The sequence below is a fragment of the Heyndrickxia acidiproducens DSM 23148 genome (genome assembly GCF_000374345.1).
Taxonomy (GTDB): Bacteria; Bacillota; Bacilli; order Bacillales; family Bacillaceae_C; genus Weizmannia; species Weizmannia acidiproducens.
In genome coordinates this window covers 1-22645 of sequence record NZ_KB893988.1, presented here as the reverse complement: position 1 = coordinate 22645, position 22645 = coordinate 1, and the positions used below count along the sequence as shown (strand labels likewise).

Below are 22645 nucleotides of genomic sequence, written 5' to 3'. Positions count from 1 at the left end.
CGGTTTTTCAAAAATATTCGTCTTAAAGTTCATCAAACCCGTTTAAATCACTTACTTTTGTATAGGACCGGGATTTCTGTTCAAAGAAGTCGGTTTTTGTCCCGTCAAAATTATCCGCATACGCGCGAATCCACTTCATCGGGTTCTTTACATGCTGCGGGTATAGCTCACTTAAGCCAATCATCCGCAGCATTTTGTTGGCCCTGTACTGAATAAAGCCGGCCATTTCCTCCAGGTCGATCCCCTCGACATCGTGAAGCACATACTTCGACCATTCAATCTCCAAATCTACGGATTCCTTGAAATGGGCATAGACCCAATTGGTAAAGGCCGGTGTATTGTATTCCGGATTTTCTGCTAGGACGGCCCGGATCAGTTCGGATATAAAACGCCCGTGTTCCAGTTCATCGCGGTTGATATAACTGATCATCGTTGATGTGCCGACCATCTTATTCTGGCGCGCCAAGTTATAAAAGAAAGCGAAACCGGAATAAAAGAATAAGCCTTCTAATAATGTGGAATATACCAAAGTTTTGAGAATGTTTTCGATATTCGGCTGTTCTGCAAATTGGTTGTATTGGATCATCAGCTTCTGGTTTCTTTTCAGCAATATCGGATCTTTCCTGCCAATTTCAAAAGCTTGATTCTGCCTGTCCAAAGAAACGACAGATGAAAGAATATACGAATAGCTTTCATTATGGACTGCTTCCTGCTGGGCAATCACGGCCATAATCGATTGAACGGACGGGTCTGTGGCATATAATGAAGCCAGCAAAATCGTCCTCGTTTGCGATGAATCGAGTGTGGCCAGCAGGCTGATGATTTTCAAATAAGTCTCCCGTTCTTTCTCGGACAACAAAGGAAATGCTTTAACATCGCTTGACATATTCACTTCATCGGACTGCCAGTAGTTTCCCAATAATCGTTTGTACGTTTTATACCAATGCGGGTAGGCAAGATCATTCCAATTTAATATTCCGCTTGATTTTCCCCCGAATAGGGCAGTTGCTTTATTCGGATGGGCCGGATCTAATGTTTTGGCTTTTTCAAGCATTGATTTTTGCATCATGCAGCACTCCTTCTATCCATTTTTCCACTTCTTGTTCCTGGCTTCCGCGCGGGGATTGTTCGATCTTTAATGGCGCCCATTTGCTATGATAAAATTTTGCGAGCTTGACGGCGGCCAGGCAGAATAAGTCGTCGCCGCCAAACTGTGTATCCCCGGTGCCAAATACGGCGACATTGGAAGGTTTATAGCCGATTTCTAAGACAAAATCTTTTACCTCGTCCGGTGTGGCACCCCGTTCCCATGTAAACGTCCCGATCAAGATCAGGTCATATTGTTCGGGTTCCACTGGCGGGGAGGTACCGATCGCGTGCATATCCACTTCCATGTTGCGCGCTCTTAACTCAGATTCAAGCAATTCGGCCGTTTCTTTCGTATTGCCGCTATACGATAAATACGCAATCAGTACCCTCAACTTTGGCACCACTCACATTCTTCCACCTCATTGGAAGTCGAACGCACATAATAGGTGGTTTTCAATCCGGAACGCCATGCCTGCAAATGAAGATCGAGTAAAATAGATGCCCTGATGTTATTGGGTACATAAAAATTAAAAGAGATGCTTTGGTCAATATGCTTCTGTCTTGCAGCGTTCTGCCTGATCGACCATCTTTGATCGAGCTTATAGGCAGATCGGCGGTAAATATCATAAGTCCGGTAATTCAAATCCGGTGCCGTTACCGGAATTCTGTAATCCTTTTTTTCCTCAATATAATAAGGTTTAAAAATCGGATCAATACTGGCTGTTGACCCGGCGATAATGGAGGTCGTGGCATTTGGAGCAATCGCCATTAAATAGCCGTTACGCACGCCATATGCTTTGATTTCCTGTTCAAGTGCATGCCACCGTTCACTCGTATAGCCTTTTTCTGAAAAATAAGTCCCCTTGCTCCACTTGCTGCCTTGAAAAGCAGGGTAACAGCCTTTTTCTTTACTGAGTTCCAAACTGCTTTTGATCGTATAATAGGCAATGTCCTCATAAAGACCATCTGCATACCGGACAGCCGCTTCTGATTCCCACTCCATGTTTTCAAGAGCCAACAGGTGGTGCCAGCCAAATGTGCCAAGGCCGATCGCACGGTATTTCTGATTTGTGATTTGAACTTGTTTGATCGGTAATGTATTGATATCGATCACATTGTCCAGCATACGGACCTGGATTTTAATGAGGCGCTCGAGAACCTGATCAGGCACAGCTCTCCCCAAGTTGATCGAACTTAAATTGCATACAACATAATCCCCGGAACGGTATTTCTTAACAATGGTATTTTCGTCTTCAATATATTCTTCGATCAATTCAGTCGAGGATTGGTTCTGGGCAATTTCCGTGCACAAATTGGAACAATAAATCATCCCTTGATGATCATTCGGGTTTTGCCGGTTCACTTCATCCCGGTAAAACATGAACGGCGCACCGGTTTCAAGCTGTGATCTCATGATGCGCTTCATGATATCGATTGCCGGTATTTTCTTTGTGGAACGGAGGCCGGCATCTATGCACGCCTGGTATTTTTTCCGCCACTGGCCATTCCCTTTTGCCTCATCATAAAAGTCTTCTAAAGAAAATCCCATTACTTCCTTGACTTCATGCGGGTCAAAGAGATACCAGTCGCCCCTTTTTTCGACTTGCTCCATGAAATAGTCGGGAATACAGACTCCTGTATAAATATCGCGGGCACGGAACCGGTCATCGCCATTGTTCAATTTCAGATCAAGAAAATCCTCAATGTCCCGGTGCCACACATCCAGATAAATGGTGATGGCCCCTTTTCTCGTCCCAAGCTGGTCCACGCTGACGGCTGTGTTGTTTAGCTGCTTCATCCATGGCACGACGCCGCTGGACATACCCCAAAAGCCTTTGATTGCACTTCCACGCGCCCGAATTTTCCCCATGTAGACGCCGATACCGCCGCCGTTTTTGGAAAGCTGCGCGATATCCGTGTTGCTGTCGTAAATGGATTTTAGACTATCATCCACGGTATCAATGAAGCAGCTTGACAGTTGTCCGTGCGTTTTTCCTGCGTTTGCCAGTGTAGGGGTTGCCACTGTCATATACAGATTGCTGAGCGCCCAGTAGGCTTCTTTTACATATTTCATGCGCTTTTCCAAGGGCTCGTCCTGCATCAGATACATTGCGATCACCATCCAGCGCTCCTGCGGCAATTCATAAACCTGCTTTTCATAATCGGACGCAAGATACCTTGTTGCCAGTGTGTAAAGGCCGGGATAGGTAAACAGCAAATCTTTCCCGGGCTGAATGGATGCGCCGAACGCCTCAATTTCCTGCTGTGAATATTTTTGAAGAAGTTTTTGAGAATAAATGCCTTTTTCTGTGAGTTGATTTATCAATGTATAAAACGAGCCATAACGGCGTGATGCATCATAATTGCGGTTTGCTGCCGCCTTGGCATATAACAGTTGCAAGTAAATTCTTGCTGCCAGAAAAGTCCAGTCAGCACCGGCTTCATCGATGTTTTCAAGTGCATGTTTGATCAAGGCATCCGTCTTTTCCTCCAGCGGGGCATCCGGATCCCATGTTTTTTCAAGCTTTTCCTTATATTTTGTTGTGTCAATGTGTAAGCCTTCGGAAATTTCATCGATAAACTGTAAGCCCTCGTTTACATGATTTTGAATGATCGTTGCCATGTTTTCTCCTCCCTTTGTTGAACGAAAAAAAACCGTTCATTCGGGGGATGAACGGCAAAAAACGACAGAAGGACAGTATATGAAAATATGTATCCATCGTTTCACCTTTCCGCACCCCGAGAATAGAAACTGCAAGTTCTGGCAGGTCTCCTGGCTTGTGCTTCATCCTACTAAAGCCCTTCCCATACCGTCACTAAAAAGCACGGGGTACAGTGGTTTACTCATTCGTCTGCACACACAGTTGCGGGGGCAGCTCCAGCTTCTACTGGATTCCCTTTTCAGGCAAAAACTTGCCACCAGAACTTGATATACTATATTTAGTATTTTTTGTTGAACTAATTTCTACATGTTGTTATCATATCATATCAAAAAGTCTATATCAATCATAAAAAAGATAAAGTGAAACTTCCATCAGTGGGGGTTTTCCTTCATCCCCCACTGATGGTTAGTTGAACTAATCGGAACTTTACGGGCAGTTTGATCTCCCACCTATCTTCTTCGTACCTTGAGTCTTGAGGTGGGAGTCTTACTGCCCGTTATGTTGGGATAAAACTGCAGGGGGGGTGATTTCTTTTAAAAAGCATGCAGAGTGCACGATTAGTTCTTAATCAAACGTTTGATTAAATCATCCTGTCCCGCTTGAAATAGAGTGAAGCATTGTTGGGCATTGTCCGCAAAATTTGTTTGCTATTTTTGGAAACTGGTAATTTTGCTGATTTCCCCCTCAAGTTCAGCTTCTTGGGCGAATCAAATGCCGCAAGATGACGGCTTTACAGAATTACTTTAAAGTTTCATGTTTGAATATAGACAAAAAGAAGCCTGCAGGTGTCCCTGAACCATGATTTCTGCAGGCTTCTCATCGTTTTGAATTCCCTTATACCGGCTGCCATTTGCGCAGAAACAGTGTATTGCCCACAACCGACACAGAACTGAAGGCCATGGCTGCTCCTGCCAGGATTGGATTTAATAACCCGAATGCTGCCACCGGAATCAGAATAACGTTATAAGCAAAGGCCCAAAACAGATTCTGGCGGATTTTCCGCATCGTTGCTTTCGACAAGCGGATTGTGTTGACAATACCCATCAAGTCGCCGCGCATTAATGTAATATCTGCGGCCTCCATCGCAACATCTGTACCGGTTCCAATCGCAATCCCGACATCAGCTGCAGCAAGAGCCGGGGCATCATTGATCCCGTCGCCGACCATTGCGGTGATTTTGCCGGCCTGCTTCAATTTTTCCACTTCTTTGGATTTATCTTCCGGCAGCACTTCCGCAAGCACATGGTCTACGCCGACCTGCCGGGCAATCGCTTCGGCAGTACGGCGATTATCGCCTGTAATCATGACGGTTTCAATACCCATTTCTTTGAGTATACGGATGGCTTTTGCAGATGTTTCTTTTACCGTGTCCGCAACAGCCATCAGTCCGGAAAGCTCGCCATCGACTGCAACCAGCATGGCCGTTTTGCCGTTTCCCTCAAGCTTTTCCATTTGGCTGATCACATCATCCATCCGGATACGCGCATCCTGCATCATTTTTTTATTTCCGATCAAAACTTCTCTTGCCTCTACTTTTACCCGGATGCCATAGCCCGGGACAGCTTTGAATTCTGTAACATTTGGCAGCTGCAGGCCTTTTTCAGCCGCCTTTTTTACAATGGCTGCACCAAGCGGGTGTTCCGATCCTTTTTCGGCTGCAGCGGAAAGGGTAAGCAGTGCTTCCTCCGAAAAACCGCCATATGGGATGAGGTCTGTTACTTCCGGCTCCCCTTTTGTAATCGTACCGGTTTTATCGAGTACAACGGTATCAATGCGGTGTGCACTTTGTAAATGCTCCGCGCTTTTAATCAGCACGCCGTTTTCAGCACCGAGGCCGGTTCCCACCATGACAGCTGTCGGTGTGGCAAGCCCGAGTGCGCAAGGGCAGGCAATGACAAGCACGGCAACCATGCTGATGATCGCGGGGGTGAATCCGGCTGCAAAATACGTCACCGCGAATGTCGCCAGTGCAATTAAAATCACGATCGGCACAAAAATCCCCGAAATCTGGTCGGCCAGATGCTGGATCGGCGCTTTCGAACCTTGCGCCTCTTCCACCAGTTTGATGATCTGGCTGAGTGCCGTATCTTTCCCGACTTTTGTGGCTTTAAAGTGGAACGAACCTGTTTTATTCAATGTCGCGCCGATAACGGTGTCACCCGTTTGTTTCGAAACCGGCATACTTTCGCCGGTCAGCATTGACTCATCGACAGAAGAAGCGCCTTCTGTGATGACGCCGTCAACCGGAATTTTTTCCCCGGCACGGACAAAAATCAAATCGCCTTCAACCACTTCTTCAATCGGTACTTCAACTTCTTTTCCGTCCCGGATGACATGGGCAGCTTTTGCCTGCAGGCCCATCAGTTTTTTCATCGCTTCTGATGTTTGGCCCTTTGCCCTGGTTTCCATCAGTTTGCCGAGGACAATCAAAGTCATAACAATGGCGGATGCTTCAAAATAAAGCATATGCCCCGAACCGATGATGGTGAGTACAAGGCTGTATAAATAGGCTGTAGACGTACCAAGTACAACCAAAACTGCCATATTGGCACTACCGCCCCGGACTGCATGGTAAGCATCCCGATAGTAATGGCCGCCGACAAAAATTTGCACGATGGTAGCAAGCAAAAGCTGCAGCCATGGATTCATATGGAAAGAAAAACCGCCGCCGTAATGCATGGCGATATCCGAGATCATTTGCAACAGGAAAAAGACTGAGATCACAGCACCAACTATGAACTTTATTTTTTGCTTTTTATATGCTTTCTCACGCATCTTCTTTTCATAGTCCGGATCCACTTCTCCTTTTACTTTTGCGTCATAGCCGGCTTTTTTTACAGCGGCAATCATTTGTTCAGGGTTCGCCTGTCCCGGCAAGTATTCAACACTCGCCTTTTCCGTCGCCAGGTTGACGGCGGCGCTAACAACACCGGGGGTTTTTTTCAGTGCCCGCTCAACACGGTTGGCACATGCCGCACATGTCATGCCGATAATATCCAGCTGAGCTTTTTCTTCCAGTACCCCGTAACCCGTTTTATTCACTTTTTCGATCAGATTTTCGACGGTGGCCTGTTTTGGATCATATTGAATGGCGGCTTTTTCTGTTGCCAGGTTGACATTTACTTTCTTGACGCCTTCAACTTTTGATAAATTCTTTTCAATCCGATTGGCGCATGCTGCACACGTCATGCCGGTAATGCCAAGCGTGACGCTGCTGCCGGCCTGTTTTTCCTGTAATGATGCGGCCATATCCTTACCTCCCGACCTCTTTATACCCTGGATAGGTATATTTCTTTGAAAAAAGAGAGCGTGCCCGAAAGCACAGCCCCGTTCTGTATGAATTTACGCTACTTCATAGCCTTGGTCTTCAATTGTTTCTTTTACTTTATCAAGCGCGACTTCATTCGGGTCGAATTCAACATCCACTTTACCTTCTGATAAATGGACGTCTACGCTCTTGACGCCTGCCAATTCGCCGACGCTTCCTTTAACTGCTTTTACACAATGTTCGCAAGACATGCCTTGTACGTTTAATGTTACTTTTTCCATCATCAATCTCTCCTTTATTTTCTCATTGTTTTTTGTATGGTCACCAAAAATTCATCCAGCACATCCAGGTCCCCTTCTTGAATCCGGTCCAGTACACAATTTTTCAAGTGGCCCTCAAGCAAGATCTTAGACACGCCGTTTAAGGCTGATTGGATGGCAGCGATTTGGGTAATGACATCATCGCAATATGTATCTTTTTCGATGAGGCCTTTTACTCCTCTTACCTGCCCTTCAATACGGTTCAACCTGCTGACCAGGTTCTTTTTCACTTTTTCCGAATGGTGGCTTTTACGTTCACTGTGGGCGGGGCAAACGGAAGCTTCAGCCCGGGCATCCATCATTTCCAATTCCTCCATCTCCTGGCCTCCTTTATATTCATAATATACCATCCCCCCGTATACTATGTCAACGTTGATGCTCCATTACCATTTATGTTGTGAACTTTATTCCGGCATCCGTCTTATTCTTCACTTTTCATGAACAGGTCTATGTATTGAATTACAAAAAGGCATAAATACAGCTGATTTTAGGAAATCTATTATCAATCAATCCTGAGGGTGGATAAAATGGACAACTACACAAATGACAATACCGCCAGAAGATATAAAGCCCATGTGAGTATTTTAGGGACAACACAATTGCATTTGAGAAATCCTTATATCATTGCATGGTGGTCCGCAGCATTCCCCGGTTTCGGGCATATGCTTTTATCTAAATATCTTAGAGGATATGCTTTATTTATTTGGGAGGTTATCATCAATCTTCAAGCACATGTTAATTCTTCCATGATTTATTCCTTTCAAGGGAATATAGACATGGCAAAAGAAGTATTAAACACAAGATGGCTTCTGATGTATATTCCTGTTTACCTTTTCGGGATTTGGGACAGTTATCGGACAACAATAGATATGAACAGGGTTTATATTTTAGCCGAACTGGAGGGGCACCGTTTCAACACTTTTGCACTGGGCGCCTTAGAGATGAACTACCTGGATAAACGAAATCCCATTCTTGCCTTGATGTGGTCATTGTTTATCCCCGGTTTAGGTCATCTCTATATTCATAGGATTTTAACTAGTGTATTTGTAATCGCAGGGTTGGTCGTATTTTTTTATTATTCGCATGTTCAAGAAGCCATTTTGCTATTGATACTCGGTAAAGTAAAAGAAGCTACCGCTGTTTTAAATCCGGAATGGCTGCTTTTTATCCCCTCACACTATGGGTTTGCAATTTATGATTCTTATGCGAATACAGTTGAGAATAATAAACTATTCGAAAAAGAGTTAAGAAATCATTTAACCGAGCATTACCAGGCGGAGAATTTTCAAATATTAAAAGGACAAAAAGTGAAGTGATCCATTTGCAGTTTTTTTCAACATTTGAATGCAACGGGTTTTTAGAGATGGCGGTTTTAACGTTAGAAAAGAGAGGAATTCCAAAAGAAAACATATTCGCTGTCCCTCTGGATAATAGGGCAGAAGACCGTAAAATTTTTGATACGCTGCACCGCTCGGATGGCATAACCCTTATTGATATTGGTATGGGGCTTGCTACTGCTTTTGCTGTAATTGGAGCAAGTATAGGCTTTAAATTAGCCTGGGGCCCGATTTATTGCGGTCTGATCGGTGCAGTTTCCGGGTTTGTCCTTGGCTTTGCTATTCGTCTTTTTATGGAATTGGTTGTTAAAAAAAACAAAAGAGTATTGGGAGGAAAACACGCCGAGGTCATCCTAATCGTCGACTGTGATGCATCCCAGGCTGAATTCATTGAAGATGTACTTTGGAGCCATTTTGCATTAGGCGTAGCGAAAGTAAAATGATTGAATCCGTTATCACCTGCTGAACAAGTAAAATTGAACTTTGCGGCTTACATTTCATCGACCGCGCGATCAGATTTTGCTGGAAGCCAACGGATACCATACCGGCCCTGTAATCTTCCACTCGGGTGGCTGCGATTTGAGTATTGAATTCAAATGTCACAGCAGCCTCCTCTTACTTGTCTCCAGTTTCATCGTTTTCCCGGAACAAGAAGCAATACGATGGGCTGCCCCCATCGTATTGTATTGCCTTTTTTAGGAACATGGCCCTGAATATTAATCAATCGTTTGATTAATATTGGCCGTATCCTTTTCCTTCCCCGCCGCCCGGTTGAAAAGATGGACCACCATTTTCATAAGGTTGCCGGACTCCCAATATTCAGCAGATTCTACCTCAACTTTGAGCAGGACAACATTCGGGTCATCGTAGCTTGTTTTTAACAGTTTTTCATAGGCGGCATTCCAAAGTTCTTTCTTTTTATCGAGACTTTCCACAATTTCTGCTTTCCCGCGCACGGATACATAAGACTTTCCTGCATAGGCAACATTGACTTCCTGGTTTTGCAGGACTTCATGAAACTTATCCGTGTCTTTTTTCGTAAAAAACCATAAGTCCCCGTCAAACTCGACTTCCTGGGTTTTCATCGGGCGGGAAACCAGGCCTTCGTCTGTCATCGTTGTCAGCATGGCAGTATCGATCCCTTTTATTAAAGACCGCAGCTTTTCCAACTCTTTTTGATCAAATCTTTCTGAATTTGACATCAGCATCACCTCATTCTTTTTATAAGGTTATTCCCTTTAACCGTGATTTTTAATCGCACAGTACACGAGACAAAAAAACAGGGAAACTAAATCGTCTTGGCTTTTATCTTCCTGCCGAAAAAATTTTCATCTCCCTCCTTCGCTAAATTGACGAGGTATTTGTCTGTATTTCCAATAATTTCCTGAGCCGTTTGTATTTTCAACTTGACTACAGTACAAATAAATTTTTGTGATACACTTAATAATATAATAATACATGGAGAGAGGTATGATATGGGTACAAACACGAAGCAAAAGAGCAATAAATTAAGAATGATATTGCGGGGGCTCCTCGTCATTATTGGAGGATTTATCGCTGCATACGGTTTGGAAACCGTATTGATCCCAAACCATGTTTCAGATGGAGGCGTGACCGGCCTGAGCATTGTGGCTTCCAAACTATTTGATCTGCCGCTGGGGGCGCTCATCGCGATCATCAATATTCCATTTATCTGGTTAGGTTATCAGCAAATAGGAAAAACCTTCTCTTTATTCTCGATCATCGGAATCGTTTCACTGTCTGCGGGCACTACTTTATTTCACGATACTTCGGCCATTATTAAAGGGGACACTTTGTTAATTACGGTTGCCGGAGGGATCATTATTGGTTTTGGAATGGGGCTCGCTTTGCGTAATGGCGGAGCATTGGATGGCATTGATATGCTTGCCGTACTGCTGGCCCGGAAATTACCGTTTGGGACAAGTGACTTTATTCTTTTCTTAAACATATTTGTGTTTATCATTGTCTCATTCGTATTCGGCCTTCAAGGAGCAATTCTGTCGGCAATTGCTTACTTCATTGCTTCTAAAGTCATTCACATCGTAGAAGAAGGTTTAAGCGGTTCTAAAACCTTTAAAATTATCACAACGCAGCCTGAACTAATAGTGGAGGCAATACGTGACCGCTTAGGCCGGAGTGCAACGTTCAACGAAGTGTATGGAGGATTCTCCCACGAAAAATTCAAAGAAATCACCTGTGTCATCAACCGCTTGGAAGAAACCAAACTAAAGGAAATCATTAGTGAAATTGACCCAAAATCTTTTGTTACAGTTTATGACGTTGCAGAAGTGAGGGGCGGGAATTTCAGAAAGAACAATATTCATTAAAATAAGCACATTGTTCCGGGAGCGTACTGCATTCATTTGGAAAAAGGCTCTGGAATAATGTGCAATTTTAATACCACCTTATTCTAATAAGCGCTCTAGTTTTAGATAACTTTTGAAAAAATAAAGTTCGTTTTAGAATGTGCGAATAACTGTAAATCATCAATAAATTGCTCCGCGTCTTCAAACGATTGGAAGTGGGCTTTTAACATAAAGCATGCATCGCCAGCAATACGATAACAAAATTCAACATTCGAATAATGACCTATCTGCTTTTTAAAATCCTCATAACGATTATTTTTAATGGTCGCTTCAATGATGGCTTCAATTGGATATCCCAGCTTTTTTTGATTCAGTTCAATTGTATAGCGCTTAATTATTTCTTGCTCTTCTAATTGTCGCACCCGCTCTCTTACGGCCGGGGCAGATAGATGAATACGTCTGCTTAGCTCGCTCATTGATAAGCGACTATCTTCTTTCAATTCGCGTATGATTTGTTCATCAATGAAATCCATTCCTTGAAATTCCTTTCCATTTTGAAATCCAAACCAATCATATACCTTTAAAACGATATGTGAAAGCAGCACGCTTTATTCTACACTAGTTATAGGAGGGATGATCATGACACTGATACCATTTCATGAAAGAGGTAGCACACCCTTTCAACAATTACTGGGATATAATGAGTCCATTCTGAAATACTGGAACAAACTCGGTAATGAACTTGAAAATGATGGTCAATTATCAGCGAGGTTAAAAGAAGAAGTTCGACGTACACTTGCACAAAAAAATGGCTGCCTCTATTGTAAGGCAAAAGGCAAACCAAATCCGACTGATTACGATGAAAAAACAGCTGTATGTACCGGATTTGCTGAAGCTTTTCTTGTGAGCAAAGGGCAAACATCTCCAAATGTAACAGCGGTTTTGAAGGAGTATTTAACAGATACGGAAATCAGTGAGCTGATTGCTTTCATTTGTTTCACAACAGCATCACAATATTTTGGTGCACTAATGCAACTAGGGGAGCACCAAAGATAAATGAAACTTCCATCAGTGGTGATTTTCCACTGATGGAGCCCAATGATTAGCGTTGTTACGAATAAGAAATAGATATATACATTGTTGCCGGAGATGCCAAAAAAATGCGTTAAATGAGCTTACGATCTCTTTCGAATCCATACAATGACAAGTGAAATCAATAACAATGCTAACACGGCGTACACTATATTAGAATATATGTCCATATAACCTACGATCGTTTCCCATTGGTTTCCAACAGCAACCCCTATGCTTACAAGAGTAACATTCCAAATAAAAGTCCCCAGAGTGGTTAATAAAAGAAAGAGCCCAAAATTGATATGCGACATGCCTGCAGGAATTGAAATGAGACTTCTAATAAGCGGAATGAAACGACAAAGAAATATTGTCCATAAACCATATTTATTGAACCAGTTATTTGCTTTATAGAGGTCATCTTTTGTTACCCTGAGAATATGCCCCCACTTCTCAATGATTTTTTCCATCCTGTTGATATCAATCATCGCCCCAACCCCGTAAAGGATGATGGCTCCAAGCACTGATCCAATCGTCGAAACCGTTACAACCCCTATAACACTTAGGCTTGTATGAATCGTCATAAAACCGCCAAATGTTAAAATTACTTCTGATGGAATAGGTGGAAAGATATTCTCTAAAGCAATCAAGAGAAGAATACCCATATATCCGAAATCTTCCATTACACTCATTATCCAGTTTTGCATTTATCATACTCCCTCAAATAAAAATATTTGTTAAAGTAACTTGAATAACCGCAGAATAGTCGGACAAAGGAAATTCAAACACAGGCTTTCAAACGAATTTGACAGCATACAGCTCCTGCTTCAGGCAAAGCTGTTAGCGCTAACTTTAATATGAATGAAGATTACATTTTCCCTTTTTTATGTACCGGGAGCCAGTTACGGTCCTCCCGTCTCGTTGGGTTAAGATTCCGTCGATGCAGGTTTCCCCGCTTCAATTAATACCTTGTTTCGGCCTACGAATATAGCTAATATGTTCATAACTATTCCAGTTCCAATCAGCAGCCATTCTATTTTGATTATATCTGCGATTGGGCCGAAGATAAGCATTCCAATCGGCATCATCGAGGTTGAAATCATTGCCATGACACCAAAAATTCTTCCTAAATAGTCTTCTTCTACTTTCTCCTGTAATAAAACAGTTGTCGTTGTATTGATCATTGGCATTGCTACTCCGAATAAAGCCATGAAAAATAAGTAAATCCAAAAGTCCGGAACGACACCAAGTGCAAATGTACAAACGCCCATCATGAGGCTTGAAAACATCATGGTTTTTACTTTATTTTGAAAGCCTCCCCAGGAAGCGATCATGCCTCCGCCCGCCATCATGCCAATTGAGAAGGCAATTTCAATCGCAGTTAGCCGCCATACGCCATCACCAAAGCTGCGTGTAACCTGCAATGGTGTCAAAAATGCTGCAGGCGCCATTAATACAAAGAAAACTGCAAAAAACAGGAAAAATATTTTCAGAAAATCATGGTGATTTATATATTGTAATCCTTGTTTAAAGTCGTTAAAGTAGCTTGATGTTTGTTTTTCCGCCGCCTTTTCATGTACGGAAATTTTTACAAAGGCAAGCAGCGTGAAAATCGCAATTGCTGCCGTAATGACATCTATAAAAAATATAATTTCAATCGAAGCCATTGCTAGCAGGGCTGCACTGACCATTGGAGATACGAACATGATAACGGCTTGAATACTTCCATTTATTCCGTTTACCTTAGTCAGCCTGTCTTTTGGAACAATTTGCGGCAAAATAGCCCCGACGGCAGGTGTTTGAATTCCTGTACCAAAAGCACGAATCGCTGCCATTACAAAAAGTAACCATGTCGCATCAAATCCCATTAAAAAGAGAATAGCAAGGATTAGAGTTGCAATTGCTATCAGTCCGTCCGCTAAACTAATCAGTATTTTTCGGTTATAGCGATCCGCCCAAACTCCCGCAACCGGGGATAAGAGAAACGTCGGAATAAAACCGCAGATGATATACAATGTCATCATCAAACCTGATTCTGTTGTTAGTGTTATATACCACATGATTGCATATTGAACCAGGGACGACCCAAAAAGTGAAATGGTTTGGCTACTTAAAAACAGAATAATGTTCTGTAACCAATTCTCCTTGGGATTATTGTTTATTTTATCCATTGATTAACAACCCATTTCTTAACTTTTGAGGTTCCAATTCTTTGAGACACAAATATCTTTTAGATTTATCATATCTGAAGGGTGAAAACGGTGCAACTTTTATGTAAACGAATTTTTTACAATCTTAACGCTTTTTTCAGATGTTAAACAAAATCAATTAAATCCTAGCAATTAAAATATTCGTACTTGGGGAAATTTCACAAAATGTATTATCGAGGTTCATGAAGCCGCGAATTAACGTATTCCGGCCTTACGGAAGCCATCAAATACACTGATCGCAGCAAATAACATATAGAAGAAAGCCCCACCGCCAATTATCCATGTTTCAACTTGCTTAGTGGTAATGGTAAACAAATCAGCCATATACGTAATAAAATCCTGGCTCATGATATCCGGATTTATTAATATCATTACGAATACAGTGCTTCCAAAAAGCTCAATTGCAGTGTTACATACCGCCAATCTTTTCGTCCATTGTCCCTTGATTAATTTAAATAGAGCGAATGCAATTTCGAGGACGACCAAAATAAGAACGATAGGCCAATACCGAAGTAAAACTTCCTGGTTTAAAGCTGGAGTCACAAATTCAAGCCGGTCTCCGCCACCTTCATATATACCTATAAGGTTATCCGCATAATAGTAGAGGGTGGCCCAAATCGCTGTCCACATTAAGCTGCCAAATACTTCACACTTTCTAATAGCCTTTTTCTTAGGAATATAAGGGATGCTTTTCAAATCATCAGGTGTCCATTTTTTAAGGGTTACTGTTAATGGCTGCTGGTCATTTCCTTTATCTGTTCTTTCTATAATGGCGAAAACAAGTGTTAGCCAAAAAAAGGTTTGGATGCCTACTTCAATGATTCTCCATACACCAAAACCAGCGATATCTAAAAACACATGAATTACTGTTTCTTCGCCATGGTAACCCATAAAATATACGGCAATGGTCGAGATCAGAGAAATAGTAGCAGCAATTGGCAAGATCATTTTTAATAAAGAGATGTATACGTCAAAATAATGCGGCCCTATAAGATGCATGGGTTGATCCCGGTAACCGCTCGCTAATACTGCCGGATTCCCCAATTTTTCCAGGACTGCCTTAATATCTTTCTCATCGTAATCATCAGGAAGCGTATCCTCAATGGTTGAACGCAGCTCAAGTGCAATATCATCACGGCTTTTTTCAGGCAGTCTGCGAGTAACTTCTTGAATATAACGCTCAATTAAGTTCATCTTCCTCATCCCCTTTTAATAAACCATATAGTTCTTTCGAATTTTTAATCCATTCCTTTTTTAATTGCAAAAAGATTTCCAGACCGTATTTACTTAAAACATAATACTTACGGGGCCTGCTCTCCGATGTATCCCAGCTGCTCGTTACTAATTCCTGTTTTTCTAAACGGCGAAGCAATGGATATAAGGTACTTTGATCAATGTTAATGCCTGATTTCTCTAATAACTGAACAAGGGAATATCCATACTGGGGTGTTCGCAATTGACTTAAAACAGCCAATGTCAACGTTCCTCTCCTTAACTCTGTCATCAATGAATTCAGTAAAGTACTCATTCACCCACCTCGATATTATATACGATATGACGTACACTATATGGTTTATACTATGCATCATACACTATTGTTGTTCCAATAACAATTGAAATCAAACTCCATTCCGGGATGGACCGCTTGGAGTGACATGAAAAAGAAACCGCCGGATTTAATACAATAGGATGTATGACGGAATAGAAAATGATGTATGGAAAACCACCGGAACTCCCTTACCAGACAAAGAAATTGGGCAAAAGAATAGCCGGACCCTAAGCAGATCCAGCCTGAGTTTGTTTTGTTATTGAATCAGGATTTGTAACTACCCGGATAAAGCCATGTTCTTTTGCCAGATTCACCGCCGAGTCGTATGCAGAAATAAGATTGTAGCAGGGGTGTCAGTGCTTGTCGAATAAATGAAAAGCAAATACCAATTGATAACTCATAGGAAACTCTATCACTATTTCGACCCGAAGATACGCATAAATGTTTTACAATGGCTTAATCAAAGCATTCAACACCATGAAGGCAAGAGTAAGAATCAATATAGATAGGATACTAAGTAAGTTTAATGGAACATCAAATATCACAGTGATAAGGATGAATAGACCAAACACAACGCCTGCACTATGTATATTTTGTCTGCAAAAAACTTTTTGTAAAAAGTTCAAAACAGTTCACGCCTTTCTAGCAACCATTCCTTGGTATTTCATTCCAAGTCATTCTGATTTGTTGATTGTTGCAAAAACTTGTTTCGATACGCTGAAATGGCCTCCAAAGTTTTTTTGCTGTTCTTTTTAATATCCTCTTTACTCCACCTTAATTTCCTTTCGCCGTCCCATATACCATTTATAAAAGTCTCCGGCAAAGTCTGACGGGACATTTTTAATCTCATTATATTGTACTGGTTTGGACCGATTTATTGTCGCAATGGTAGCCAGGCCCAGCCATTTTTGAAAAGGATTCCGGGATACATTGATTTCAATGACCTTATCCCTTTTAGAAAGAAAAAAAGACGTCGTAAAAAAACCTGATTGCAGCTGGATGAAGCGGTCATTCAAAATATATTTGGTGTGCAAGAAATCCATCCATCTTACTATAATGATCAATCCTAACAGAATAGCGGATAATATCCACCACGCCAGCTTCACACCGAAAATTTCCGGCCTCCAAAAAAACAGGACAGCTGTTGCAATCATCCAAATCCAGCTTGGGGTAAACAGCCGGACCCATAAAGATTTTCCAGGGAGCTGCTTCATCTCCTGTGTCACTTCATACTCCGGTAAAATTTCGGTTATGATTCCATAAGCCCGGTCAACCGGCAAGAAAGGATAGAGTGAGTTCATTTCTAGTTTTTCTCCATCTAAGTCAAGGCTTCCGGCACTGGTCAACTTTACTTCCGCCAACCCGAACAGCCTTTTCAAAATAGATTGTTCGATTTCAATTGCCTGCACTTTATGTTTTGAAATAAAAAACGACGTTTCTTCAATGATCCCTTTTGTAATGAAAATCCGCTCTTCATCAGAGGAAATCTCATATTTTCCGTACTTCAAAAATGTCCGTGCCATTCCAAAAATCACCGCAACGATGACAACAAAAAATGTAATGCCTGTTACGATCCACCAGGAACCGGATATATCGGAAAGTATCCCTTCCGTTCTGCTCTCTATATCAAAAAGGTCGTCTACGTTGGAATAAAAAGAAAAAAATAAAGGAATGATAGCAAGCGGGCTAAGAGACGTAAAACTTGCTTTTAAAACATCCCTCTTTGTTGGTTTAAAATGAACAACCCGGCTGGAGTATTCTTTTTCTCCAGCCTCCTCCGGCAGATCCATATTCCTGTCCTCCCGGTTGGCGATACCAACCATCCTTTCCGCTTCCTCAAGTGAAACAACTTCAAATGTTACCGCAGATTCGTCCCCGGATATCCCGGTTTCAAATCTGATAGAGGTTACATGAAAGATTCGGTGAAATAAGGATGTATGGCGGTTGATATTTTGAATTTTAGAGAAAGGCACCGTCCGCACTGTTTTGCTGAAAATGCCTTTATAAAGATGGAAGGCCCGATCATCAATTGTATATTTATGTGTGAACCATTTCAAAAAATGATAAACGATAGCGGCTCCAAAACCAATGCAAAGCAAGTATCTGCCATATATGATCATACGAGAGTGTGAACCAGCATTCACCACAAACAATAAGAGGAGAAGAATAAAATTATTTTTTATGAGCTTCCCGAAATCAAACAGCAACAAAAGCGGATGGTATCGTTTTGCTTTATTCATGACTCCACTTCCTTGATTTTTGCATAGCGGGCAATTTGGTTTCTTAATGCAATGGCGTCCTCTTTCGGAAGTGCCGGAATGGTGTGGGAAGACCCCATCGTGTCCACAGTCACAGAACAGAGCCCGTATTTTTTTAATATCGGCCCTTGTTGGGTTGCTACTGCTTGAATTTTCGTCATCGGAACCAGGTGATGTTTCTCATTTAAAACACCTGATTTCAACTGCAAAAATTCTTCGCTGACATCGTAACGCCAATTTTTATAAAGAAAATACGAGTTTATCCATGACCAGACCGCAGCGAGTACATCTATCACAAGCAGTCCGTATAATATCCAGCCAATCCACGCTTTCCAGGCAAAACGATGATCGAGATATAGTAAAATACCAAGGATGATCAGGCCGGTCCCTGTCTCTATGATTTCACGTATTACCCATACTTTCACAGCATCCCTGGACAGTCTTTGCTGCGGTTCTTTTATATCAGAATACATAACGATCTCCTTGTCTTTCATAAAATCATTTTGAGAACCCAGTTGTTTCCACTTTTCTTCTATTATTATATCAATTTTTCACTGAGAAATTTCCGGCGGATAGCCTGCTTCACCTAATAAATATGCAATGACTGTAAATATAATGATCAGAATTGCAAACATAGTAACGATCATTGACAATGTAAGAGGGTGTCGGTATTTCATGGAAAATATGCCATTGACAAAACTCAGGATGCCGATTACGAAGCAAACAGCAGCCCCAATAACATTATTCAGTTTAGGCAAGACTACCTTTTTTCCATTGTTAAGTGATAGCTCTGCCTTATCATATCATAGATTTCTTCCTCCGGGATGGTACCGTCAAGTATAATGGAATTCCAATGTTCTTTGTTCAAATGGTACGCCGGAACAACAGAAGGGTATTTCCGGCGATAGAAGTCCAGCCAACCGGTTTCACATTTCACATTGATCCAAATATGGCCATTTCTTTCAAAAATCCAGGCAAAGACCTTTTTATTTTCTTTGTGGCGCATTAATGTCCAATTCTGATCCTTAAAGGGATAATCTTCATACGTGTTTTCGAGTTTTAAACAGTAATGAATCGCTTCTTCTCTCGTTTTCATTTATTGCCGCTCCTTCAACATACCGCTTTCAATCCTGTTATATGAATGGTTAACCTGCTGTAACTTTAGTTGTGTTGGTTCACGATAGACATGGTTTGTCCAAATTACGATTTACGGTTTCTTTTATGCCATTCTGAAATTTCTTCCAGTCTTTTTTTGAACCTGGCTTCTGAACCTTGAGTCGTTGGATGGTAATACTGATGGCCGATTAACGAGTCCGGCATCGTCTGCATTGCTGTTAATTTTTCTTCTGTATCATGCGCATATTGATATCCCTTGCCGTAATTTAAATCCTTCATTAACTTGGTAGGTGCATTGCGTAAATGCAGGGGGACGGGTTCATTCATGGAATTCAAGGCATCTTTCTTTGCCTCCATGTAAGCCAAATAAGCCGAATTTGATTTCGGGGCAAGAGAAAGATAAACCACAGCTTGGGTTAAATGTACAGTGCACTCAGGCATGCCGATGAATTGGCATGCCTGGAAAACAGACACCGCAATTTCTAAAGCCCTGCTGTCTGCTAAACCGATATCTTCACTCGCAAATCTGACAAGCCTGCGGGCGACGTATAAAGGATCCTCCCCGGCTTCCAACATCCGTGCCAGCCAATAAATTGCAGCATTTGCATCACTATTTCGCATCGACTTATGCAATGCAGAGATAATATTATAATGTTCTTCTCCCTTTTTGTCGTACAATAATGATTTCCTATTGACCAGCTGAGTCAGCGCTTCTTTGCTGATTTTAATCAAGCCATTCTGCTTTTTTCCATTCAGGACGGCCATCTCCAGCGTATTCAATGCAATCCGGGCATCTCCATTTGAAAATTCCGCTATGGCCAATAATGTTTGATCTTCAATTTGAATGTTTTGATTTCCAAACCCATTTGGATTTACGATGGCTTGTTTTAATAATTCGATGATTTCATTGCTAGTTAATTGATGGAGAACAAAAACTTTGCAACGGGATAACAGGGCCGAGTTGATTTCAAAAGATGGATTCTCGGTGGTTGCACCGATCAGGATAATGCTGCCATTCTCAACATATGGTAAAAAGGCATCTTGTTGCGCTTTATTGAATCGGTGGATCTCGTCAATAAATAAAATAGTTCTTTCACCTAGTTGACGATATTCCTCAGCTTCTTTCATTACGTTTCGAATATCTTTAATACCGCTTGTGACAGCACTGAAATCTATAAATTTTGATTGGGTTTGACTAGCAATAATTTTCGCCAATGTCGTCTTTCCAACTCCGGGAGGACCCCAGAAGATCATCGAAGAAAGACGGTCATGTTCAATCATTTCCCTGAGAACCTTCCCTTTATCTATCAAGTGTTTTTGTCCAACGAATTCATCCAATTTTTGAGGCCGCACTCTGCTGGCCAAGGGACGGTTTTGATCATTTTCAAATAATGAAGCCTGTTTCAAGATTAATCCCTCTTTTTTCGTATCTCTGTTATCTAATTTTCCTTTGTCTAAAGATTCCCAATACAATTGGAGTTCCGATACCAATGATTACAATTGGTAAAAACCACTTACCGAATCCGTTTCCCCATTTCAATGCAATAATAACGGATTCCAATAAGACTAAGGCAAAGAAAATCAGACAAATATTTTTCAATTGATTTAGCAGTTTCCGGCTATGCAGATAAAATTGTTTTGCGTTTGATTCATTCATTCGTTCGGGGTAATTGTAAATATGAGGAAACTTCTCCAATAACTGCATCAATAGAGCAAGGATTGCCCCCACGCCGGGTATAATCAAAAGTTCCCATTTTGGTCCCCAACGATCAACTTTACCGGAGGCATCATAATGTCCAGGGACTTTCTCCGGTAGTATGCCCCAAACGATGACCAGAAAAATAATCGACCCAACGTAAAATAAAGAGCCAATGATATCCCAAAACCATTCGCTTTTTGTCCTGGCGATTTTCAATTTGGGCCGCCTCCAGGATTTTGACATGCAATTCCCCTCCATAATCCAGTAAACAAACCACCCGCATTTTTCATCCGCTGTTTTTCATGGCTTTGTATACATTGAAACGGCCTCCAAGTTAAGGCTTTTTACATATTTTCCATAATATCCTTACACTTTATATTCGACAAAAGCAGCCAAATTCCTATCAACTCTGGAATTTTTGCTTCTTCGGCAAGCCTTATTCAAAAAAGCACAATCCATTAAGAGCAATACACCATATTTTTAAATACTGGACATGCGTTTGAAATTGCTAAGCAATGTGCAACAGATATAACCTTAATGGAGGTGCAGCTGTCTTTAAAGATACGCTATTACTTAAAGAAAGCTTACATTCTATGTCTGACATTCCGAATGTTAGAGATGATCTTATTGCTGCATAGACGGAATAGAATCCACAATGGTCAGTTACTTGAGGTTTAATATTATGTAAGTGTGTTAATATGGTGGGAGAGGGGGCATGAAAATGAAAAAAGTTGGTTTGCTCGTATTGGTTGTTGTTTTGGTTGTGATTGGCGGGTTCTTTATATATCATCACAATCAGCGTCAAAACGTAACAAGTGATCAAACTCATTCTGAAACAAATGCCTCCCCACACTCTCAAGACGAAGCGCAAAAAAAGGATACCGGTAAGAATGGAGCAGACAGTTCAGCTTCCGGTTCAACAACGGGCGGTGACCAGAAAAGTTCTGCGGGACAGGCAGAAGAAAATAGCCCATCATCATCAACCCAGTCTGACGATTCGAAATCAGACAAACCAACACCAGGAAATTCATCAACGTCAGAAAATTCATCAACGAATAAAGAAGGAACATCAAACAAAGAAACAAGTTCCATACCGAAAAGACCAACCCGGCTGCAAACCGTCCGAAAGGCGCCTGGGTAGATACTTTTGAAAAAGAATTATATAAAGGTTACCACGTCACACCTAGTCGCTATAAATATCTTGGCAGCGGTAATTGGGGAGTTTGGGTTAAAGAAGTGAAAACCGGTGAAAATCCTTATGTAACGGTCAATCAAAAGACGGGTGATTTTCACGGGTAATGATTCCATCTATAGCGAATCATTACAGCAAAAACCCCGCTCTTGAAGTGGGAGGTACTTAATTACATAAGGAACAAGACACATTAGAAACGGTCTTTGAAGCGATGGTAAAAAACACTTCTGATGTCAACTACCCACCACTTATCGGCCTTACGGTCTGATTGAAGTGGGGGCTTGAAAAAAGCCCTAGTTGTCTACTCTAAGTCCATGTGGGCTACGTTATCTTTCATGTAGACACCCATGAATGATTCCCAAGTTCATGGCTCTGTCGTGGCTCTCTAAACAGTTCTGAGGGGAAGGAACAGTGAACCACGTTGCGAAGGTTAGATAACATTGAGGATGGGAAACCACTCCAATAAAGGAGGGACACTTCATGTTAGTGTTCGTACAAAGCAAGCATGGTGAAGCACTTATGCCATGCAAACCAAGAAAAGCAAGG

The 22645-nt window shown here is 41.7% G+C and carries 22 protein-coding genes and 1 riboswitch; of the genes, 5 read left to right on the top strand and 17 right to left on the bottom strand.

Going from position 1 to position 22645, the window contains the following annotated elements; translation table 11 throughout:
* Positions 1-22: 22 nt before the first annotated feature.
* From C232_RS0106765 to C232_RS0106740, 6 genes are all read right to left on the bottom strand, one after another.
* On the bottom strand, positions 23-1066 hold the full coding sequence (locus C232_RS0106765) for a ribonucleotide-diphosphate reductase subunit beta (RefSeq protein ID WP_018662649.1): 1044 nt from the start codon (positions 1064-1066) through the stop codon (positions 23-25).
* Entirely contained in the window at positions 1047-1493 is a 447-nt protein-coding gene (locus tag C232_RS0106760) for a flavodoxin (protein WP_018662648.1), read from the bottom strand. Before C232_RS0106760 ends, C232_RS0106765 begins: the two co-directional genes overlap by 20 nt.
* Entirely contained in the window at positions 1478-3712 is a 2235-nt protein-coding gene (locus C232_RS0106755) for a ribonucleoside-diphosphate reductase subunit alpha (protein ID WP_018662647.1), read from the bottom strand. Before C232_RS0106755 ends, C232_RS0106760 begins: the two co-directional genes overlap by 16 nt.
* A gap of 123 nt (positions 3713-3835) precedes the next feature.
* Positions 3836-4028, bottom strand: a riboswitch (cobalamin riboswitch).
* Positions 4029-4586: 558 nt separating this feature from the next.
* Positions 4587-7001 carry a heavy metal translocating P-type ATPase gene (locus C232_RS0106750; protein ID WP_018662645.1) on the bottom strand — a complete coding sequence of 805 codons (2415 nt, stop codon included), beginning with the start codon at positions 6999-7001 and terminating at the stop codon, positions 4587-4589.
* Positions 7002-7094: 93 nt separating this feature from the next.
* On the bottom strand, positions 7095-7301 hold the full coding sequence (gene copZ / locus C232_RS0106745; protein ID WP_018662643.1) for a copper chaperone CopZ: 207 nt from the start codon (positions 7299-7301) through the stop codon (positions 7095-7097).
* 14 nt (positions 7302-7315) lie between these two features.
* The gene (locus C232_RS0106740) at positions 7316-7657 is read right to left on the bottom strand and encodes a metal-sensitive transcriptional regulator (protein WP_018662641.1); all 342 of its coding nucleotides are present in this window, start codon (positions 7655-7657) and stop codon (positions 7316-7318) included.
* A 210-nt stretch (positions 7658-7867) separates the two neighbouring features.
* Between C232_RS0106740 and C232_RS0106735 the strand changes: the two genes are divergently transcribed.
* Together C232_RS0106735 and C232_RS0106730 are read left to right on the top strand one after the other, a co-directional pair.
* The gene (locus C232_RS0106735) at positions 7868-8656 is read left to right on the top strand and encodes a hypothetical protein (RefSeq protein WP_018662639.1); all 789 of its coding nucleotides are present in this window, start codon (positions 7868-7870) and stop codon (positions 8654-8656) included.
* 47 nt (positions 8657-8703) lie between these two features.
* A complete protein-coding gene (locus tag C232_RS0106730) occupies positions 8704-9120 on the top strand; it encodes a hypothetical protein (RefSeq protein ID WP_422723658.1) in 417 nt (138 codons plus the stop codon).
* 273 nt (positions 9121-9393) lie between these two features.
* On the opposite strand, the gene C232_RS0106725 is transcribed toward C232_RS0106730, so the two are convergent.
* A complete protein-coding gene (locus C232_RS0106725) occupies positions 9394-9879 on the bottom strand; it encodes a pyridoxamine 5'-phosphate oxidase family protein (RefSeq protein WP_018662635.1) in 486 nt (161 codons plus the stop codon).
* Positions 9880-10152: 273 nt separating this feature from the next.
* Between C232_RS0106725 and C232_RS0106720 the strand changes: the two genes are divergently transcribed.
* Positions 10153-11025: a YitT family protein gene (locus C232_RS0106720; RefSeq protein WP_018662633.1), complete on the top strand. Its 873-nt coding sequence runs from the start codon at positions 10153-10155 to the stop codon at positions 11023-11025.
* A 101-nt stretch (positions 11026-11126) separates the two neighbouring features.
* Here C232_RS0106720 and C232_RS0106715 read toward each other — a convergent pair whose 3' ends face one another.
* Positions 11127-11537, bottom strand: a complete 411-nt coding sequence (locus C232_RS0106715; protein ID WP_018662631.1) for an Lrp/AsnC family transcriptional regulator — start codon at positions 11535-11537, stop codon at positions 11127-11129.
* A 106-nt stretch (positions 11538-11643) separates the two neighbouring features.
* Here C232_RS0106715 and C232_RS0106710 point away from each other — a divergent pair, with 106 nt between their 5' ends.
* Positions 11644-12060: a carboxymuconolactone decarboxylase family protein gene (locus C232_RS0106710; protein WP_018662630.1), complete on the top strand. Its 417-nt coding sequence runs from the start codon at positions 11644-11646 to the stop codon at positions 12058-12060.
* Between the two features lie 119 nt (positions 12061-12179).
* Here the strand turns inward: C232_RS0106710 and C232_RS0106705 are convergent, their stop codons facing one another.
* From C232_RS0106705 to C232_RS0106660, 9 genes are all read right to left on the bottom strand, one after another.
* Positions 12180-12782, bottom strand: coding sequence for a DedA family protein (locus C232_RS0106705; RefSeq protein WP_018662629.1), 603 nt, complete (start codon positions 12780-12782; stop codon positions 12180-12182).
* A gap of 219 nt (positions 12783-13001) precedes the next feature.
* The gene (locus C232_RS0106700; protein WP_018662628.1) at positions 13002-14246 is read right to left on the bottom strand and encodes an MFS transporter; all 1245 of its coding nucleotides are present in this window, start codon (positions 14244-14246) and stop codon (positions 13002-13004) included.
* A 234-nt stretch (positions 14247-14480) separates the two neighbouring features.
* Positions 14481-15479, bottom strand: a complete 999-nt coding sequence (locus C232_RS0106695; protein WP_018662627.1) for an HAAS signaling domain-containing protein — start codon at positions 15477-15479, stop codon at positions 14481-14483.
* Complete coding sequence (locus C232_RS0106690; protein WP_026314505.1) at positions 15466-15813, bottom strand: PadR family transcriptional regulator; 348 nt, start codon at positions 15811-15813, stop codon at positions 15466-15468. The genes C232_RS0106695 and C232_RS0106690 overlap by 14 nt, the downstream gene beginning before the upstream one ends.
* Positions 15814-16598: 785 nt before the next feature.
* Positions 16599-18074, bottom strand: coding sequence for a PH domain-containing protein (locus tag C232_RS0106685; RefSeq protein WP_018662624.1), 1476 nt, complete (start codon positions 18072-18074; stop codon positions 16599-16601).
* Positions 18071-18565 carry a PH domain-containing protein gene (locus C232_RS0106680; protein WP_018662622.1) on the bottom strand — a complete coding sequence of 165 codons (495 nt, stop codon included), beginning with the start codon at positions 18563-18565 and terminating at the stop codon, positions 18071-18073. The genes C232_RS0106685 and C232_RS0106680 overlap by 4 nt, the downstream gene beginning before the upstream one ends.
* A 287-nt stretch (positions 18566-18852) precedes the next feature.
* Positions 18853-19188, bottom strand: a complete 336-nt coding sequence (locus tag C232_RS0106670) for an MmcQ/YjbR family DNA-binding protein (RefSeq protein WP_018662618.1) — start codon at positions 19186-19188, stop codon at positions 18853-18855.
* Positions 19189-19292: 104 nt separating this feature from the next.
* Positions 19293-20615: a replication-associated recombination protein A gene (locus tag C232_RS0106665; RefSeq protein ID WP_018662616.1), complete on the bottom strand. Its 1323-nt coding sequence runs from the start codon at positions 20613-20615 to the stop codon at positions 19293-19295.
* A gap of 28 nt (positions 20616-20643) precedes the next feature.
* Entirely contained in the window at positions 20644-21150 is a 507-nt protein-coding gene (locus C232_RS0106660) for a DUF1648 domain-containing protein (RefSeq protein WP_018662615.1), read from the bottom strand.
* Between the two features lie 478 nt (positions 21151-21628).
* Here C232_RS0106660 and C232_RS18455 point away from each other — a divergent pair, with 478 nt between their 5' ends.
* Positions 21629-22048, top strand: coding sequence for a hypothetical protein (locus C232_RS18455; protein WP_018662612.1), 420 nt, complete (start codon positions 21629-21631; stop codon positions 22046-22048).
* Positions 22049-22645: the final 597 nt, after the last annotated feature.

Coding starts and splice junctions, on each gene's coding strand:
- C232_RS0106765 (WP_018662649.1), bottom strand. CDS start 1,066: ATGCAAAAATCAATGCTTGAAAAAGCCAAAACATTAGATCCGGCCCAT.
- C232_RS0106755 (WP_018662647.1), bottom strand. CDS start 3,712: ATGGCAACGATCATTCAAAATCATGTAAACGAGGGCTTACAGTTTATC.
- C232_RS0106750 (WP_018662645.1), bottom strand. CDS start 7,001: ATGGCCGCATCATTACAGGAAAAACAGGCCGGCAGCAGCGTCACGCTT.
- copZ (WP_018662643.1), bottom strand. CDS start 7,301: ATGGAAAAAGTAACATTAAACGTACAAGGCATGTCTTGCGAACATTGT.
- C232_RS0106740 (WP_018662641.1), bottom strand. CDS start 7,657: ATGGAGGAATTGGAAATGATGGATGCCCGGGCTGAAGCTTCCGTTTGC.
- C232_RS0106735 (WP_018662639.1), top strand. CDS start 7,868: ATGGACAACTACACAAATGACAATACCGCCAGAAGATATAAAGCCCAT.
- C232_RS0106730 (WP_422723658.1), top strand. CDS start 8,704: ATGGCGGTTTTAACGTTAGAAAAGAGAGGAATTCCAAAAGAAAACATA.
- C232_RS0106725 (WP_018662635.1), bottom strand. CDS start 9,879: ATGTCAAATTCAGAAAGATTTGATCAAAAAGAGTTGGAAAAGCTGCGG.
- C232_RS0106720 (WP_018662633.1), top strand. CDS start 10,153: ATGGGTACAAACACGAAGCAAAAGAGCAATAAATTAAGAATGATATTG.
- C232_RS0106715 (WP_018662631.1), bottom strand. CDS start 11,537: ATGGATTTCATTGATGAACAAATCATACGCGAATTGAAAGAAGATAGT.
- C232_RS0106710 (WP_018662630.1), top strand. CDS start 11,644: ATGACACTGATACCATTTCATGAAAGAGGTAGCACACCCTTTCAACAA.
- C232_RS0106705 (WP_018662629.1), bottom strand. CDS start 12,782: ATGCAAAACTGGATAATGAGTGTAATGGAAGATTTCGGATATATGGGT.
- C232_RS0106700 (WP_018662628.1), bottom strand. CDS start 14,246: ATGGATAAAATAAACAATAATCCCAAGGAGAATTGGTTACAGAACATT.
- C232_RS0106695 (WP_018662627.1), bottom strand. CDS start 15,479: ATGAACTTAATTGAGCGTTATATTCAAGAAGTTACTCGCAGACTGCCT.
- C232_RS0106690 (WP_026314505.1), bottom strand. CDS start 15,813: ATGAGTACTTTACTGAATTCATTGATGACAGAGTTAAGGAGAGGAACG.
- C232_RS0106685 (WP_018662624.1), bottom strand. CDS start 18,074: ATGAATAAAGCAAAACGATACCATCCGCTTTTGTTGCTGTTTGATTTC.
- C232_RS0106680 (WP_018662622.1), bottom strand. CDS start 18,565: ATGTATTCTGATATAAAAGAACCGCAGCAAAGACTGTCCAGGGATGCT.
- C232_RS0106670 (WP_018662618.1), bottom strand. CDS start 19,188: ATGAAAACGAGAGAAGAAGCGATTCATTACTGTTTAAAACTCGAAAAC.
- C232_RS0106660 (WP_018662615.1), bottom strand. CDS start 21,150: ATGTCAAAATCCTGGAGGCGGCCCAAATTGAAAATCGCCAGGACAAAA.
- C232_RS18455 (WP_018662612.1), top strand. CDS start 21,629: ATGAAAAAAGTTGGTTTGCTCGTATTGGTTGTTGTTTTGGTTGTGATT.